Genomic DNA, 16,530 nt, shown 5'->3' with positions numbered 1-16,530 from the left:
ATCAATATTTATTCTAAATAAAATGAAAGGGAAATTTACAATATCTCTAATAGGTCTTTGCTTTATATTATTTGCCCAAACATCGGCTTTTGCACAACAAAAAACAATTATAAAAGGAATCATTCGATCTGAAAATGGCGAAGCTTTAGAAAATGTTACGGTTCAACTTAAAGGAACAAAAATAGGAACACTCACTGACGCTCAAGGCTCTTATGAAATAAAAAATATCAATTTAGGAAATTATACCTTACGTATATCAACACTTGGTCATACGACAAAAGAAAAGAAAATCGTTGTTAACGGAGAAATTGAAATTGTAGAGGATTTCATTATTTCTTCCAGTACCCAAGAACTAGAGCAAGTTTTTATTAAAGGTAACATTAATAAATACAACAAATCCGAGAGTCCGTTTGTTTCCAAAATGCCCATTAAAAATCTTGAAAATTCTCAGATATACAGTGTGGTAACCAAAAGTTTAATGAAAGATCAATTGGTAATTAACCAAGATGAAGCACTAAAGAATGTACCTGGATTGTATCAGCTTTGGGCCGCGACTGGAAAGGTTGGAGACGGAGGCTCTTACTTCGCTTCACGTGGTTTTGTAACACAAAGTTTATTAAGAGACGGAATCGCTGGAAAAATCACCAATAGTGTTGATGCTTCGAACTTAGAAAGAATCGAAAGTATAAAAGGACCTTCAGCGACTCTTTTTGGAAGCATTTTAACTTCCTACGGTGGTTTGATCAATAGAGTGACCAAAAAACCCACAGAAACTTATAGAGGAGAAATTAGTTATCAATCGGGAAGTTATGGATTAAACCGTTTGGCAGCTGATCTTAACACTCCGCTTAATGCAGATAAAACGGCTTTACTGCGATTAAATGTAGCCTACAATGACGCCCATACTTTTCAAGATTACGGAAAAAACAGCAGCTACTTTTTCGCACCGTCCTTCTCCTATAAAGTAAATGATAAATTAACTATTTCTATTGATGCCGAATTAGGAAAGGTGAACTCATCATCTCCGGCCTTTACTTATATTCCGTATGGTGAATCGCCAAACAGCATCAATTTACATAATGCCAATGAGATAAACAGAGACTGGAAAAGATCTTTTACTGGCGGCGAGTTTATGATGAACACTAAAACAGCTAACGTTTTTGCACAGGCACTTTATATCCTAAATGACAACTGGAAATCGCAAACTATTTTTAGCTCAAGTGCCAATGAGTCCGATGGACCTCAGGCTTGGTTTTATTTGTTAGGCAACAATAAAATGTCGAGAAATGCTTGGAATATGGTGGGAAAAGATAATATTATTGAATTCCAACAGAACTTTAATGGTCAAGCAGAACTCTTGGGCATGAAACACCAATTGCTTTTTGGTGGCGATATTTTGAGATCGGAAACCAACAGCAGCATTGGTTATCTAAGTGGAGATGCCAACAATCCGTTTAAAACAGATTACGACATTGTAGATTACGCTGCGGCCAATACAAACTATTACAATTTTAGCCCAACTAATATCGAACCGCTCTTTGTTAATGGCTACCAATACAGAACCCTTAATTCCTTAACTACCTACAGTCTTTATGCTGCAGATGTGATCAACATTACGGATCAATTATTCCTTTCAGCAGCCTTGCGTTTTGATCATTACAAAAACAATGGAACTTTTGATCCTGCTGCAAATACGACATCCGGAGCTTTCTCACAAAACGCTTTTTCTCCAAAACTGGGGATAGTGTATCAAATTGTAAAAGACAAAGTGGCTATTTTCGGAAACTATCAAAATAGCTTTAAAAACATGGGTTACCTATTTGCCAATGTAGATGGAGCTCCTGAACTAAAGCAATTTGATCCTGAAAAAGCCAATCAGTTCGAGGCCGGTTTTAAAATAAATGCTTTCCAGAATAAATTAAGCGCTAATTTAAGTTATTATAATATTGATGTAAAAAACATTGTTCGTGCTGGCCAATTGGTCAATACAAACGTACAAGATGGAAATCAAACCAGTAAGGGATTTGAACTTGAAGTGACGGCTAATCCTATTTCTGGATTAAACTTTATTTTTGGATATGCCTTCAACAACAGTAAATTAAACAATGCAAATGCCGACGTAAACGGATTCAGACCTGAGACAGCTGGTCCCGAAAATTTAATTAACTATTGGATTAGTTACAGTATACAAAACGATAAACTAAGAGGCTTAGGTTTTGGTATTGGAGGAAATTATGGCGATGAAACCTTTATTTACAACCGAAATCCTTCTGGCTCAGGAAATCCTACCGATGCCGAAAGGTTTGCTTTGCCTTCTTATTCAATTGTAAATGCTACGCTCTATTATGACCAACCCAGATACAGACTTTCTTTAAAGGTAGATAATCTGACAGATGAACTCTATTTTAATGGTTATACCACTGTCAATGTACAAAACCCAAGAACTTTTATGGGAAGTATAGCCTATAAATTTTAAGTTTACTTTATAAAAAATCTTTATTCTAGAACCTTCTTTTAATGGTATTTTTGCCCGCTAAAAGATTCTCTTCAAAAGACATGCAATTCAAAAAACAAATACGCTTTATACACAAATGGCTCGGATTACTATCTGGGCTTATTGTTTTCATTGTTAGTATCACGGGTTGTATCTTTTGCTTCCACGATGAAATAAAAGACATTACGCGCAAAGAATGGCGATTGGTTGCTCCTCAAAACAAAGCTTTTGTATTGCCTTCTGTCTTACAAGAAAAAGCCAAAGAAATTCTTCCCCACTACAAATCGAGTATGGTTTCCTATTATGGAAAAAACAGATCTGCTATTGTATACACCTATTCCGATACCGAAAATCTATCCCTTTATTTCAATCCTTATACCGGAGCACATCTAAAAACAGAAAATCCAGAAAACGATTTTTTTATAATCGTGGAGCAAATTCATTTGTATTTACTACTGCCCGATTATATCGGTAAACACATTATAGGCGGTTCTACTATTATTTTTATTCTACTTTTAATCAGTGGGATTATCCAATGGTGGCCCAAACGTAAAAGTGACCTAAAACGTAGCTTTAGCGTAAAATGGTCCGCTAAATGGCGTCGCGTCAATTACGACTGGCACAATATATCTGGTTTTTACATCTCCATTATTGCTCTTATTATGGCCATCACAGGTCTGACCTTTACTTACGAATGGGTCGGAGATGGCATTTATAAAACCTTCAATTTTGGTGGGGACATAGCTCTGGAAACAAAAACTCCCGTAATTGACAGCACTAAATTTGCTAACAATACCACTAGAGCAACAGATCGTGCCCTTGTAGAAACCTTAAAACTACAACCCAAAGCCGAAATGCTCTTTGTGACCTTTCCACAAAAAAAAGACGAGGCTATCAATACTGGTGCGTATCCACATAGTCTGCGATATGATCACCAGAGTAATTATTTCTTCCATCCCCAAAGTGGCAATTTAATTCAAAGTGATCCTTATGATACTAAAAGTTTGGGCTTACAAGTCGTCGAAATGAACTATGGCATCCATACCGGTCAAGTTTTAAATTTACCTGGGAAAATTATTGCCTTTATCGTAAGTTTAACTGCTGCAGCCTTGCCGGTAACCGGTTTTCTGATTTGGTATGGAAGAAGAAAAAAATCCTGCAAAAAATTAAAGGCATAAAAAAACCTGCTCGATTAAATCGGCAGGTTTCGTCTTTTTACTTATACAAGATAGTCTTTTTTTTAGTAGCCTTTAATTTTTATTGGCTACTGCGCTTTTTTGCATGTTTTTCACAGCACTAACTTTACTGTTATCATAAGTTACTTCACAAAGATTTTTTTCATTGAAAAAGATCCATTTTCCAGTTTTCAATCCGTTGGTATATTCTCCCACTACCATTTTATTCCCCTTTTCATTGTACGATACCCAAACGCCATCTAATTTACCATCCTTAAAAAAGCCTTCTTGTTGGACATCACCATTTTCATAATAGTAAGTCGCTTTGACTCTATTTCCAACCACTTCTAATTCTGGTTTTATCTCTTGTGCAGCTAGTATTCCAGAGAACAATATTGCAACTAAAATTACACACTTTTTCATAACTTCAGGTATTAATGTTATCAAATCTTTATCAAATATAATGATTAGTTTACATTAAAAAAACTTTTAGTTAACAATTTGGTAACATTGGATAAAAACTTAACATTGGAAATCAGGCCACTATAAAAAAACCAATGCCTAAGCATTGGTTTTACTGGCATTTCTTTATAATATCTAAAATACTATATCATTAGCAGTACTACTACAATTATTGTAATACCGAATCCAAGAGTACAGTAAGCTCAGGTGAGGAAGGTCTAGGAGCGTCGGCATTGGCAATATTTCCCATTGGGTCAATTAAGATAAACCTAGGAATTCCAGTTACCCCATACTCTTTTACAAAATCTGATTCCCAATCTTTATCGGCAAACAATTGTGTCCCACCCAAACTTTTATCGCTTACAAATTTTTTCCATTTCTCATAGTCCTTAGCCTGATCAATAGAAATACTCACAAACTCAATATTTTTTCCATGGTATTTCTCTTCCGTTTTTTGCAAAAAAGGAATTTCTCCTCTACAAGGACCACACCAAGTAGCCCATAGATCAACATAGATATACTTTCCTTTTAAGTCCGCTAACTTGGTTTTTCCTCCTTTATGATTTACGTAATCAAAAACAGGAGAAGCCTTTCCGTTCAGCTTCTTCGTTTTAGCTACTTTTTCATATGCTGCTAATGCATAGGCATTAGACTTTTCAAGTCCTTTCTGTATGGCTACTTTAAACTCTGGGTCAAAATCCCCTTTTTCAAGTTTCGCTAAATCCATTTTCATTCTTGTTTCCAAAAGACTTGCAAACTCTGTAGGCTCTTTTGTAAAAGCCACCTCTTGAAATTTTTCAGAATTCAGGGACATTTCAGCCAAGAAGTTACTTTCATTAGTCCCCTTACCTTTATACACGATGGTTTCATCAAACTCTTTAGCATCCATCGTTAAATTAATGTCTGCACCCGGTTTTAAGTAAATATCCGATCCTTCCTTACCGTCCGTGAATTTATAGAATCCTTTAGGCGCATCAAAGGTCGCCACAAACAATTCCTTTTTATCAATAGGGATCACCTGCTTAAATTTATTTGGCCCTACAATCATTAACGTATCACTGTTTCTATTAGCGATTTTAGCTTTAAATTTTATTTTACCTGTGCTGTTCTGTGCAAAAGTTATGCCCACAGAAAACAAAAGCAAAAAAGTCATTTTTCTCATAGTACAATTTGTTAGTTTACGTAAAAATAATCATTTATATAAACCGAAATAAAAAAATAAGCAACAATGGTAGCATTAAGCATTAGAAAACTGAAGATATTTAATTTTTGTGTTTACTTTTGCAATCTAAAATTTGGATCATGTATAGAAGTCATAATTGTGGCGAATTAAACGCCTCACACATTAATACAGAAGTTACACTAGCGGGCTGGGTTCAGAAATCGCGTGATAAGGGATTTATGAATTGGGTTGATTTACGCGACCGTTATGGAATTACTCAACTTATTTTCGACGAGAGTCGTAGTAATAAAACCGTTTTTGAAGCAGCAAAAACTCTTGGTAGAGAATTTGTAATTCAAGTGAAAGGAACTGTTATTGAGCGTGAAGCCAAAAATAAAAACATTCCAACGGGTGAAATCGAAATTTTAGTTACCGAATTAACTATCCTAAACGCAGCTTTAACACCTCCTTTTACAATTGAGGATGAAACTGACGGTGGGGAAGATATTCGTATGAAATACCGTTACCTTGACATTCGTCGTAATCCAGTAAAGAATAGTTTGCTTTTCCGTCACAAAGTGGCAATGGAAGTACGTAAATATTTATCTGATTTAGACTTCTGTGAAGTAGAAACTCCTTATTTAATCAAATCGACTCCTGAAGGAGCGAGAGATTTCGTTGTCCCAAGTCGCATGAACGAAGGACAATTTTATGCTTTACCACAATCCCCACAAACTTTCAAACAATTATTGATGGTCGGTGGAATGGATAAATACTTCCAAATTGTAAAATGTTTCCGTGACGAAGATTTACGTGCAGACCGTCAACCTGAGTTCACACAAATCGATTGCGAAATGGCCTTTGTTGAACAAGAAGACATTTTGAATGTATTTGAAGGATTGACCAGACATTTACTAAAAGAAATAAAAGGTGTTGAAGTAGCTAAATTCCCTAGAATTACCTACGACTATGCAATGAAAACATATGGAAATGACAAACCGGACATTCGTTTCGGAATGGAATTTGGAGAATTAAACGAATTTGCACAACACAAAGAATTCCCAGTATTCAATGCTGCTGAATTAGTAGTGGGGATCGCAGTTCCTGGAGCCGGAAATTATACACGTAAAGAAATTGACGGGTTAATTGACTGGGTAAAACGCCCACAAGTTGGCGCCTCTGGAATGGTGTATGCTAAATGTAATGAAGACGGAACTTTTAAATCATCCGTAGATAAATTCTACGATCAAGATGATTTAACCAATTGGGCAAAAGCGACGGGAGCAAAACCAGGCGATATGATTTTCGTTCTTTCTGGCCCAGCCAACAAGACACGTACTCAACTAAGCGCCCTACGTATGGAATTGGCAACACGTTTAGGTCTTCGTAAACCAGAAGAATTCGCCCCACTTTGGGTAATTGATTTCCCGCTATTGGAATTAGACGAAGAAACTGGACGTTATCACGCTATGCATCATCCATTTACCTCTCCTAAACCAGAAGACATGCAATTATTAGAAACCGAGCCAGGAAAAGTTCGTGCTAATGCTTATGATATGGTACTAAACGGAAATGAAATTGGAGGAGGTTCTATTCGTATTCACGACAAAGCAACTCAACAATTAATGTTTAAATATTTAGGCTTTACTGAAGAGGAAGCTAAAGCACAATTCGGCTTTTTGATGGATGCCTTCCAATTTGGTGCACCACCACACGGAGGATTAGCTTTTGGTCTAGACAGATTGGTAGCCATTTTAGGTGGACAAGAAACCATTAGAGATTTCATCGCATTCCCAAAAAACAATTCAGGTCGCGATGTGATGATTGATGCACCTGCTGCAATCGATGATTTACAATTAAAAGAATTACATATCAAAATTGATACCCTATAAGTTCTCACCCAACTTTACAAAAAACTGCAGCTAAAAAATTAGCTGCAGTTTTTTTTTATTACAACCCAAAACAACTCGAAACGATAAGATTCAAAACCGACATAATTTTCCACAAAAACCAAGATAATTAAAATACTGCTTGCTGTAATTCAAAAAACTTTGTAAAAGATAAGCTACGTTTTTAACTTTTTATATGAATCTTTGATGATTCTTCATTTCAGGACTTACATCTCGTATCTGATGCAATATAAATAGCGAAAACACTGTGAATCAATAAATTTTACAAAAAATTAACAGCGTAATGTCTTTTGTATGAATTTATATATTACATTTGCTTCATTATAAATTATTATTACAATTACAATGCGTACAGGTACAGTAAAATTTTTCAATGAATCTAAAGGTTATGGATTCATTACAGACGAAGAAACAGGAAAAGATATCTTCGTTCACGCTTCAGGAATTAACGCGGAAGAATTACGCGAAGGTGACCGTGTAAGCTACGAAGAAGAAGAAGGAAGAAAAGGGAAAGTTGCTGCTAAAGTAGCAGTAATCTAAGAAAAATATAGCAATTTATTTTTTTTGCCTCTGAATGGTTTTAAAAACGTTTCGATTTATTTCGAAACGTTTTTTTTTGCCCTTTTCTTAAAAAAATATTAAAATAATCTACTCTTATTTATAATCAATAAAAATTAGATACAAACCCTCTTTCATAAACCACTTAAATCATTTTTTAGCTTGTGATTTACAGAGTTGAAAGTTATCTTTGTGGCTTATTCTTTTAAGTAAAAACCCTAAGATTATGCAATCTGATCAATACAATTACATTCCTATTTTAATGCAAGCAATTTTAGCAATTGGTTTTGTGGTAGGAACAATCATTATTTCTGGAAAATTAGGTCCAAAAAGAAACTCTGAAGTAAAAGATAAGAACTTCGAGTGTGGTATCGAATCTGTTGGAAATGCTCGTATTCCGTTTTCAGTAAAATATTTCTTAGTAGCGATTCTCTTTGTATTGTTTGACGTAGAGGTAATTTTCCTTTATCCTTGGGCAGTAAATTTCAAAGAATTGGGAATAGAAGGAATGCTAAAGATGATTGTGTTTATGTCCCTTCTTTTGGTTGGATTTTTCTATATCATCAAGAAAAAAGCTTTAGAGTGGGAATAACGCAATATTTAGATTTCAAACTGTAAACTTTAAATAGATTTTATTTATAACTTTAGATTTGAACCTAAAATTTCTCAAAATATAATACTGGTTTTTTAAAATATTGATTTCGGTTTTCAAGGTTCACAGAATCTAAAAATCAAATCTCAAATCTCAAATAAAAATGAGCGATTCAAAAGTAAATATGGTAGCCCCTCCTGAAGGTGTTGTTGGTGAGGGTTTCTTCGCAACAAAACTAAATGACGTTGTAGGTTTGGCACGCGCGAATTCTCTTTGGCCATTACCGTTTGCAACTTCTTGCTGCGGAATCGAATTTATGGCAACAATGGCTTCACATTACGATTTAGCGCGATTTGGTTCTGAACGTGTGAGTTTTTCTCCTCGTCAGGCAGACATGCTGTTAGTAATGGGAACTATTTCTAAAAAAATGGCCCCTATTTTAAGACAAGTTTACGAACAAATGTCTGAGCCTAGATGGGTAATCGCCGTTGGAGCTTGTGCTTCATCTGGTGGAATTTTTGACACTTATTCCGTTTTACAAGGAATTGACAAAGTGATCCCAGTTGACGTTTATGTACCAGGATGCCCACCAAGACCAGAGCAAATTGTCGACGGCGTAATGAAACTTCAAGAATTGGTAAAAAGCGAATCTGTGAGACGCAGAAGTTCCCCAGAATACCAAGAATTATTAGCTTCATATAATATCTCATAAGATGGCCTTAGAAAATACCCTGATTCAAGATAAACTTACAGAAACATTTGATACAAGTGTTTTTAACTTTCAACAAGAAAGAGATATTTTTTCACTAGAAACTAGCGCTGACAAAATCACAGCCTTGATTCTATTTTTAAAAAACGATGCCGATTTACGTTTTCATTTCTTAACCGATTTGTGTGGAATTCATTACCCAGACAATGAAGTAGATCGCCAATTTGCGATTGTGTATCACTTACACAACTGGTACGAAAACAAACGTATTAAAATCAAAGTTTTCTTAAATGGTGAAAAACCAGAGATCAAAACCATTTCAAACATTTTCTTAAGTTCCAATTGGATGGAAAGAGAAACTTACGATTTCTTCGGTGTTAACTTTATTGGTCACCCACAGTTGAAACGTATTTTGAATATGGACGAGATGATATCGTTTCCGATGCGTAAAGAATTCCCAATGGAAGACAGCGGAAGAACAGATAAAGACGACAGATTCTTTGGAAGAACAACAACAAATTGCTAAAAAATAAATAATTCAACATTATAAAATGTCAGAACTATTATTACCACCAGAGCATCGCTATGCTAAAATAATTAAGGAAAGACTAAACGAAGACGGAAGTGAACTTTCAGTACTGAATTTAGGTCCTACACACCCAGCTACTCACGGTATTTTTCAAAATATCTTGTTGATGGATGGAGAAAGAATTCTTGAGGCTGAACCAACTATTGGTTATATCCACAGGGCTTTCGAAAAAATTGCTGAAAATCGTCCTTTTTATCAAATTACACCTCTTACGGACCGTATGAACTATTGCTCCTCTCCTATTAACAATATGGGATGGTGGATGACTTTAGAAAAATTATTAAATGTAGAAGTACCTAAGCGTGCTCAATATTTAAGAGTAATTGTAATGGAATTGGCTCGTATTACAGACCACTTAATCTGTAACTCGATTTTAGGAGTTGATACCGGAGCCTATACTGGTTTCTTATACGTTTTTCAATTTAGAGAAAAAATATACGAGATCTACGAAGAAATTTGTGGTGCTCGTTTGACTACAAATATGGGAAGAATTGGTGGTTTTGAAAGAGACTGGACACCAGCTGCTTTTGCAAAACTAGACACTTTCCTTGAAGAATTTCCAGCTGCTTGGAAAGAATTCGAAAACTTATTCGAAAGAAATAGAATTTTCCTTGACAGAACCGTTGACGTAGGTGCGATCTCAGCAGAGCAAGCCATGGCTTACGGATTTACAGGTCCAAATTTACGTGCTGCTGGAGTTGATTATGACGTTCGTGTAGCACAACCTTATTCCTCATATGAAGATTTCGATTTTATCGTTCCTGTTGGAAAATCAGGTGATACATACGATCGTTTTTGCGTTCGTAATGCAGAGGTTTGGGAGAGTTTAAGTATCATTCGTCAAGCATTAGCAAAAATGCCTGCTGGAAATGAATATCATGCAGAAGTTCCTGATTACTACCTTCCTCCAAAAGAAGACGTTTATACTTCTATGGAGTCTTTAATTTACCACTTTAAAATTGTAATGGGAGAAGTTCCTGTACCAGTAGCAGAAATCTACCACGCAGTTGAAGGAGGAAATGGAGAACTAGGATTTTACTTAGTGACTGACGGAAGTAGAACTCCTTATAGACTACACTTTAGAAGACCTTGCTTTATTTATTACCAAGCATATCCACAAATGATCAAAGGTGCCTTACTATCTGATGCAATTGTTATTTTATCAAGTTTAAATGTTATTGCTGGAGAATTAGACGCGTAAAAAATTGATGACTTTGCGCCTTTGAGGCAAAAAAAGAATAAAATGGAAAGAAAACATTACAAACAAGAAATAAACATGACTGAAACATTGATGAACCGCATCAATGAACTGATCAGTCATTATCCTGAAGACAAAAGAAAATCGGCTTTGCTACCTGTATTGCACGAAGTGCAAGATGCGCACAACAACTGGTTGAGTATCGAGTTACAGGATAAAGTTGCTGAAATTTTACATATAAAACCAATTGAGGTTTACGAAGTGGTTACTTTTTACACCATGTACAACCAAAAACCAATTGGTAAATACATGTTTGAATTCTGTCAAACTTCTTGTTGTTGTTTAAATGGTGCTGAGAATTTAATGGATTACACCGCTGAGAAATTAGGCATCAAAATGGGTGAAACTACTTCTGACGGTCTGTTCACCATAGCTGGAGTAGAATGCTTAGGCGCTTGCGGCTACGCTCCAATGATGCAGTTAGGTGATTTCTACAAAGAGAAATTGACCGAAGACAAAATCGACCAGTTAATTGCTGATTGTAGAGATGATAAAATAATATTACACGATAAATAATATGTCACAAAAAATATTATTAGATAAAATCAATATCCCTGGTATTAAAACTTACGAAGTATATCGTCAAAATGGCGGTTATGCTTCTGTAGAAAAAGCATTAAAAACGCTTACACCAGACGAAGTTGTTGAAGAAGTAAAAAAATCAGGCCTTCGTGGTCGTGGTGGTGCAGGATTCCCTGCGGGAATGAAATGGAGTTTTATTGATAAAAAATCAGGAAAACCAAGACATTTAGTTTGTAATGCAGACGAATCAGAGCCAGGTACTTTTAAAGACCGTTATTTGATGGAATACATGCCTCACTTATTGATCGAGGGCATGATTACTTCAAGTTTTGCCTTAGGTGCTAACCTTTCCTATATCTACATTCGTGGAGAGTATATGTGGGTTTACAAAATATTAGAAAGAGCCATCGCCGAAGCTAAAGCTGCCGGTTGGTTAGGAAAAAATATATTAGGATCAGGTTTCGATTTAGAACTATATGTTCACTGTGGAGCTGGTGCCTACATTTGCGGAGAAGAAACTGCACTTATAGAATCATTGGAAGGAAAAAGAGGAAACCCGCGTATCAAACCGCCATTCCCTGCTGTTTCTGGACTTTGGGCTAATCCAACCGTAGTAAACAACGTAGAAACTATCGCTACTGTGCCATGGATCATCAACAACTCTGGTGATGACTACGCTAAAATTGGTGTAGGTCGTTCTACTGGAACTAAATTAATCTCAGCCTCTGGACACGTTAAAAACCCAGGAGTTTACGAAATTGAATTAGGATTAAGTGTGGATGAATTTATGAATTCTGATGAATACTTAGGAGGAATGTCTTCTAGCAGACCTTTAAAAGCCTTTGTACCTGGAGGATCTTCAGTGCCTATTTTACCAGCTGACTTAATTTTTAAAACAGCAAATGGCGAAGATCGATTAATGACTTACGAATCTTTAAGTGATGGTGGTTTTGCTACTGGATCTATGTTAGGTTCTGGAGGATTTATCGTTTACAATGACACTGCCTGTATCGTAAGAAATACTTGGAATTTTGCTCGTTTTTATCACCATGAATCTTGTGGACAATGTACACCTTGTCGTGAAGGTACTGGATGGTTGGAAAAAATATTGTGGAGAATCGAAAACGGTCAAGGCCGTGAAGAGGATATCGAATTATTGTGGAGCATCCAAAGTAAAATTGAAGGAAACACGATTTGTCCTCTTGGCGACGCAGCTTCTTGGCCAGTAGCAGCAGCGATCCGTCATTTTAGAGATGAATTTGAATATCACGTTCGTTTCCCTGAAAAGATTAAAAACAGAGAACACTTTGTAACTGAACCGTTTTCTCAAGTAAAACATTTAGTAGGCGGTAAAGTAATCGTATAAAAAAATAAAGCAGAAAGTTATAAAGTTAACAATATGAAGAAGGACAGCAATTCTTTTAAATATTCCGACTTTCAACATTCAAATCAATAAGAGATGAAAGTAACCATAGACGGTCAAAGTATAGACGTAGAGCCAGGAACAACGATCCTGCAGGCTGCACGTATGATTGGTGGAGATTTGGTTCCACCAGCCATGTGCTATTACTCAAAATTAAAAGGTAGCGGAGGAAAATGCCGTTGTTGTTTAGTTGAAGTTGCAAAAGGAAGTGAAGCTGACCCAAGACCAATGCCAAAATTAATGGCATCTTGCGTAACAGGATGTATGGACGGAATGGAAGTAAACAGTAAATCTTCTGATCGTGTGACAGAAGCTCGTAAATCTGTAACAGAATTTTTATTAATCAACCACCCTTTAGATTGCCCTATTTGTGATCAAGCTGGAGAATGTGATTTACAGAATTTAAGTTTCGAACACGGAAATCCTAAATCACGTTTTATTGAAGAAAAAAGAACATTCGAACCGGAAGATATTGGTCCGAATATTCAACTACATATGAACCGTTGTATTTTATGCCAAAGATGTGTACAAGTTGCAGATCAATTAACAGACAACAGAGTTCACGGAGTATTAGATCGTGGTGATCACGCTAATATTTCAACTTGTATTTCAAAAGCAATCGATAATGAGTTCTCTGGAAACATGATCGACGTTTGCCCAGTAGGTGCTTTAACTGACAAAACTTTCCGATTCAAATCGAGAGTTTGGTTTAACAAACCTTACAATGCACACAGGGAATGTACCACTCCAGGATGTTGTGGAAAAACAACTGTTTGGATGTTTGGTGGCGAAATTCAACGTGTAACAGGTCGTAAAGATATTTACCATGAAGTGGAAGAATTCATTTGTAATGGTTGTCGTTTTGATCACAAAAATGTTGAGGACTGGACTATCGAAGGGCCAAGAGAATTTGAAAAAGATTCTGTTATCAACCAAAACAACTACACTCAAGAATTACAGAAAGTAGAAATCGCTACAGAAAAAAATATTCTTTTAGGTAGAGATATAGACCGTAAAAAAATTAGTATGGCTGAAATTCCATTAAACACTAACGACAAAAATTCTTAAAAATGGATAGTACCTTTATTATAGAAAAAAGCGTTGTAATTGTTGTGGTTTTTGCTGTAACGATGATCATGGCCATGTATTCTACTTGGGCTGAACGTAAAGTTGCGGCTTTTCTTCAGGATCGTGTTGGACCAAACCGTGCAGGTTGGGGAGGATTATTACAACCTCTTGCAGATGGAATGAAATTGTTTTCTAAAGAAGAATTTTTCCCAAATACGCCTAATAAATTCTTATTTATTGTAGGTCCAGCCATTTCAATGAGTACCGCTTTAATGACAAGTGCTGTAATTCCTTGGGGAGACAGATTACATCTTTTTGGTCGCGACGTTCTTTTACAAGCAACCGATGTGAATATCGGTATATTATACATTTTCGGAGTACTTTCAATAGGCGTTTACGGAATCATGATCGGTGGATGGGCTTCTAACAATAAATTCTCATTAATGGGAGCTGTTCGTGCAGCATCTCAAATGGTTTCGTATGAAGTTGCTATGGGATTATCCGTTATTGCTTTATTGATGATGACTGGAACTTTAAGCTTAAAAGAAATCTCGCTACAACAATCGGGAATGAACTGGAATGTATTTTACCAGCCATTATCTTTCTTGATTTTCTTAATTTGTTCGTTTGCTGAAACCAACAGAACTCCTTTTGATTTGGCTGAATGTGAAAATGAATTAATTGGAGGTTATCATACCGAATATTCATCCATGAAAATGGGATTCTATTTATTTGCAGAATACGCTAGTATGTTCATTTCTGCTACGATTATCTCTGTATTGTTCTTTGGTGGATACAACTACCCTGGAATGAGCTGGATGGTTGAAAATGTTGGCGTGAATACAGCTAATATTTTAGGAATGGGTGTTTTATTCGTAAAAATATGTTTCTTCATATTTTTCTATATGTGGGTACGTTGGACTATTCCAAGATTTAGATATGACCAATTAATGAACTTAGGTTGGAAAATTTTAATTCCACTTTCGATTATTAACATTATGATTACAGGGGTTGTTATTCTAAGACACGATATAGCAGCAGCTCTAGGATTCTAAGAACCCTAATTACCTAATGCCTTTTGTTTTTTAAACAAAACCGAAGATGAAGTAGGCAACAGGATTAGCTTCAAATTAAAAATAAAATAGATTTTGGATTTGATTTTACCATCAAATTGTAAATCGCAAATCATACATTAAAAATGTCAATAGAAACTATATCATTATCGGGTAGAAAAAAGATGGTCTCGAACAAAGAGATGACTTTTTGGGAACGATTGTATCTTGTGGCGATTGTGAAAGGATTGTTTATTACGCTTAAACATTTATTCCGTAAAAAGGTAACCATACATTATCCTGAACAAGTACGTGAAATGAGTCCTGTTTACCGTGGTCAACATATGTTAAAACGTGACGAGCAAGGTCGCGAAAACTGTACCGCGTGTGGACTATGTGCTTTGTCTTGTCCTGCAGAAGCCATTACGATGAAAGCTGAGGAACGCAAACCAGATGAGAAGCATTTATACAGAGAAGAAAAATATGCATCGATTTATGAAATCAATATGTTGCGTTGTATTTTTTGCGGTTTATGCGAAGAGGCTTGCCCGAAAGACGCCATTTATTTAACAACTTCAAAAGTTTTAGTTCCTTCTAGTTACGAAAGAGAAGACTTTATTTTTGGAAAAGATAAATTAGTGATGCCTTTAGATATGGCAATGAAAAATGCTCAACTTAATAACGCAAACTAAATGATACATATTCCTGATTTTGCACACGCAACAACTGTACAAATTATATTTTGTTTCTTGGCGTTTATTACAGTAATGACCGCTTTCTTAACTATCTATAGCAGAAACCCTATTCACAGTGCCATTTACTTGGTTATTAGTTTCTTTTCGATAGCTGGTCACTATTTATTATTGAACGCTCAATTTTTAGCGATCGTTCATCTTATTGTATACTCGGGTGCCATTATGATTTTGTTCCTGTTTACCATCATGTTAATGAATCTAAACGAACAAAAGGAAGTACACCGTCCAAGAATAACACGTTTGGGAGCTATTGTCTCTTTTTGCTTGATTTGTGTGGTATTGATTGCCATTTTCATCAACTCCAAACCAATTGTTGGCGAATACGACACCACTGGAGAAGACTTCCAATCGATACAAGTTTTGGGTAAAATATTATTGAACGAATATATGGTTCCATTCGAATTTGCTTCTATATTACTTTTAGTTGCCATGATTGGAGCTGTACTATTGTCTAAAAAAGAAAAATTAAATAAATAATGGGTAATATATTAAATCAAATAGGTATTGAAAATTACATCTTCTTAAGTGTTGTACTTTTTTGTATTGGTGTTTTTGGTGTATTGTACAGACGAAATGCTATTATCGTTTTCATGTCTATCGAAATTATGTTGAACGCGGTAAACCTTTTATTTGTTGCTTTTTCAACTTATCATCAAGATGCACAAGGACAAGTTTTTGTATTCTTTTCGATGGCTGTTGCAGCTGCGGAAGTTGCAGTAGGATTGGCTATTTTAGTTTCGATCTTTAGAAATTTAGGCTCGATTAGTATCGATAATTTAAAAAATTTAAAAGGATAAATGG

General features: G+C 35.7%; 17 protein-coding genes. 15 read left to right on the top strand and 2 right to left on the bottom strand.

Annotated elements, in window-relative coordinates:
• Positions 1–22 precede the first annotated feature (22 nt).
• On the top strand, positions 23–2,476 hold the full coding sequence (locus AC51AA_RS14070; protein WP_500702862.1) for a TonB-dependent siderophore receptor: 2,454 nt from the start codon (positions 23–25) through the stop codon (positions 2,474–2,476).
• Positions 2,477–2,556: 80 nt separating this feature from the next.
• Positions 2,557–3,672: a PepSY-associated TM helix domain-containing protein gene (locus AC51AA_RS14065; protein ID WP_500702861.1), complete on the top strand. Its 1,116-nt coding sequence runs from the start codon at positions 2,557–2,559 to the stop codon at positions 3,670–3,672.
• A 72-nt stretch (positions 3,673–3,744) separates the two neighbouring features.
• Here AC51AA_RS14065 and AC51AA_RS14060 read toward each other — a convergent pair whose 3' ends face one another.
• Positions 3,745–4,092, bottom strand: coding sequence for a toxin-antitoxin system YwqK family antitoxin (locus AC51AA_RS14060; protein WP_500702860.1), 348 nt, complete (start codon positions 4,090–4,092; stop codon positions 3,745–3,747).
• 208 nt (positions 4,093–4,300) lie between these two features.
• Positions 4,301–5,293 carry a TlpA family protein disulfide reductase gene (locus AC51AA_RS14055; protein ID WP_500702859.1) on the bottom strand — a complete coding sequence of 331 codons (993 nt, stop codon included), beginning with the start codon at positions 5,291–5,293 and terminating at the stop codon, positions 4,301–4,303.
• A gap of 140 nt (positions 5,294–5,433) precedes the next feature.
• Between AC51AA_RS14055 and aspS the strand changes: the two genes are divergently transcribed.
• The 13 genes from aspS to nuoK all read left to right on the top strand — a co-directional run bounded on the left by aspS (position 5,434) and on the right by nuoK (position 16,526).
• Positions 5,434–7,185 (top strand): aspartate--tRNA ligase, encoded by a 1,752-nt coding sequence (aspS, locus tag AC51AA_RS14050; protein ID WP_500702858.1) that lies wholly within the window; start codon positions 5,434–5,436, stop codon positions 7,183–7,185.
• Positions 7,186–7,548: 363 nt separating this feature from the next.
• Complete coding sequence (locus AC51AA_RS14045; RefSeq protein ID WP_007137066.1) at positions 7,549–7,743, top strand: cold-shock protein; 195 nt, start codon at positions 7,549–7,551, stop codon at positions 7,741–7,743.
• Between the two features lie 244 nt (positions 7,744–7,987).
• A complete protein-coding gene (locus tag AC51AA_RS14040; RefSeq protein WP_500702857.1) occupies positions 7,988–8,353 on the top strand; it encodes an NADH-quinone oxidoreductase subunit A in 366 nt (121 codons plus the stop codon).
• A gap of 163 nt (positions 8,354–8,516) precedes the next feature.
• Positions 8,517–9,065, top strand: coding sequence for an NADH-quinone oxidoreductase subunit B (locus AC51AA_RS14035; RefSeq protein WP_500702856.1), 549 nt, complete (start codon positions 8,517–8,519; stop codon positions 9,063–9,065).
• A gap of 1 nt (position 9,066) precedes the next feature.
• A complete protein-coding gene (locus AC51AA_RS14030; RefSeq protein ID WP_500702855.1) occupies positions 9,067–9,588 on the top strand; it encodes an NADH-quinone oxidoreductase subunit C in 522 nt (173 codons plus the stop codon).
• Between the two features lie 25 nt (positions 9,589–9,613).
• Positions 9,614–10,852 carry an NADH-quinone oxidoreductase subunit D gene (locus AC51AA_RS14025; protein ID WP_500702854.1) on the top strand — a complete coding sequence of 413 codons (1,239 nt, stop codon included), beginning with the start codon at positions 9,614–9,616 and terminating at the stop codon, positions 10,850–10,852.
• 42 nt (positions 10,853–10,894) lie between these two features.
• Positions 10,895–11,425, top strand: coding sequence for a complex I 24 kDa subunit family protein (locus AC51AA_RS14020; RefSeq protein WP_500702853.1), 531 nt, complete (start codon positions 10,895–10,897; stop codon positions 11,423–11,425).
• A 1-nt stretch (position 11,426) separates the two neighbouring features.
• The gene (gene nuoF / locus AC51AA_RS14015; RefSeq protein ID WP_500702852.1) at positions 11,427–12,797 is read left to right on the top strand and encodes an NADH-quinone oxidoreductase subunit NuoF; all 1,371 of its coding nucleotides are present in this window, start codon (positions 11,427–11,429) and stop codon (positions 12,795–12,797) included.
• Between the two features lie 93 nt (positions 12,798–12,890).
• On the top strand, positions 12,891–13,922 hold the full coding sequence (locus AC51AA_RS14010) for an NADH-quinone oxidoreductase subunit G (RefSeq protein WP_500702851.1): 1,032 nt from the start codon (positions 12,891–12,893) through the stop codon (positions 13,920–13,922).
• 2 nt (positions 13,923–13,924) lie between these two features.
• Positions 13,925–14,977, top strand: a complete 1,053-nt coding sequence (gene nuoH, locus AC51AA_RS14005; protein ID WP_500702850.1) for an NADH-quinone oxidoreductase subunit NuoH — start codon at positions 13,925–13,927, stop codon at positions 14,975–14,977.
• A gap of 143 nt (positions 14,978–15,120) precedes the next feature.
• Complete coding sequence (locus AC51AA_RS14000; RefSeq protein ID WP_500702849.1) at positions 15,121–15,666, top strand: NuoI/complex I 23 kDa subunit family protein; 546 nt, start codon at positions 15,121–15,123, stop codon at positions 15,664–15,666.
• A complete protein-coding gene (locus tag AC51AA_RS13995; RefSeq protein WP_500702848.1) occupies positions 15,667–16,206 on the top strand; it encodes an NADH-quinone oxidoreductase subunit J family protein in 540 nt (179 codons plus the stop codon). It begins immediately after the preceding gene.
• Positions 16,206–16,526 carry an NADH-quinone oxidoreductase subunit NuoK gene (gene nuoK / locus AC51AA_RS13990; RefSeq protein WP_026982591.1) on the top strand — a complete coding sequence of 107 codons (321 nt, stop codon included), beginning with the start codon at positions 16,206–16,208 and terminating at the stop codon, positions 16,524–16,526. Before AC51AA_RS13995 ends, nuoK begins: the two co-directional genes overlap by 1 nt.
• Positions 16,527–16,530: the final 4 nt, after the last annotated feature.

This window comes from Flavobacterium sp. OHVDL-2026-0007, from assembly GCF_059882335.1.
Note: the sequence above shows the minus strand (reverse complement) of the source record. Positions and strands in the feature narration are given on the sequence as shown.

What these genes read in the sequence shown, in the direction of transcription:
- nuoK (WP_026982591.1), top strand. Translation starts at nt 16,206, where the DNA reads ATGGGTAATATATTAAATCAAATAGGTATTGAAAATTACATCTTCTTA.
- AC51AA_RS13995 (WP_500702848.1), top strand. Translation starts at nt 15,667, where the DNA reads ATGATACATATTCCTGATTTTGCACACGCAACAACTGTACAAATTATA.
- AC51AA_RS14025 (WP_500702854.1), top strand. Translation starts at nt 9,614, where the DNA reads ATGTCAGAACTATTATTACCACCAGAGCATCGCTATGCTAAAATAATT.
- AC51AA_RS14020 (WP_500702853.1), top strand. Translation starts at nt 10,895, where the DNA reads ATGGAAAGAAAACATTACAAACAAGAAATAAACATGACTGAAACATTG.
- nuoF (WP_500702852.1), top strand. Translation starts at nt 11,427, where the DNA reads ATGTCACAAAAAATATTATTAGATAAAATCAATATCCCTGGTATTAAA.
- AC51AA_RS14070 (WP_500702862.1), top strand. Translation starts at nt 23, where the DNA reads ATGAAAGGGAAATTTACAATATCTCTAATAGGTCTTTGCTTTATATTA.
- AC51AA_RS14045 (WP_007137066.1), top strand. Translation starts at nt 7,549, where the DNA reads ATGCGTACAGGTACAGTAAAATTTTTCAATGAATCTAAAGGTTATGGA.
- AC51AA_RS14065 (WP_500702861.1), top strand. Translation starts at nt 2,557, where the DNA reads ATGCAATTCAAAAAACAAATACGCTTTATACACAAATGGCTCGGATTA.
- AC51AA_RS14040 (WP_500702857.1), top strand. Translation starts at nt 7,988, where the DNA reads ATGCAATCTGATCAATACAATTACATTCCTATTTTAATGCAAGCAATT.
- AC51AA_RS14060 (WP_500702860.1), bottom strand. Translation starts at nt 4,092, where the DNA reads ATGAAAAAGTGTGTAATTTTAGTTGCAATATTGTTCTCTGGAATACTA.
- AC51AA_RS14035 (WP_500702856.1), top strand. Translation starts at nt 8,517, where the DNA reads ATGAGCGATTCAAAAGTAAATATGGTAGCCCCTCCTGAAGGTGTTGTT.
- AC51AA_RS14000 (WP_500702849.1), top strand. Translation starts at nt 15,121, where the DNA reads ATGTCAATAGAAACTATATCATTATCGGGTAGAAAAAAGATGGTCTCG.
- aspS (WP_500702858.1), top strand. Translation starts at nt 5,434, where the DNA reads ATGTATAGAAGTCATAATTGTGGCGAATTAAACGCCTCACACATTAAT.
- nuoH (WP_500702850.1), top strand. Translation starts at nt 13,925, where the DNA reads ATGGATAGTACCTTTATTATAGAAAAAAGCGTTGTAATTGTTGTGGTT.
- AC51AA_RS14030 (WP_500702855.1), top strand. Translation starts at nt 9,067, where the DNA reads ATGGCCTTAGAAAATACCCTGATTCAAGATAAACTTACAGAAACATTT.
- AC51AA_RS14055 (WP_500702859.1), bottom strand. Translation starts at nt 5,293, where the DNA reads ATGAGAAAAATGACTTTTTTGCTTTTGTTTTCTGTGGGCATAACTTTT.
- AC51AA_RS14010 (WP_500702851.1), top strand. Translation starts at nt 12,891, where the DNA reads ATGAAAGTAACCATAGACGGTCAAAGTATAGACGTAGAGCCAGGAACA.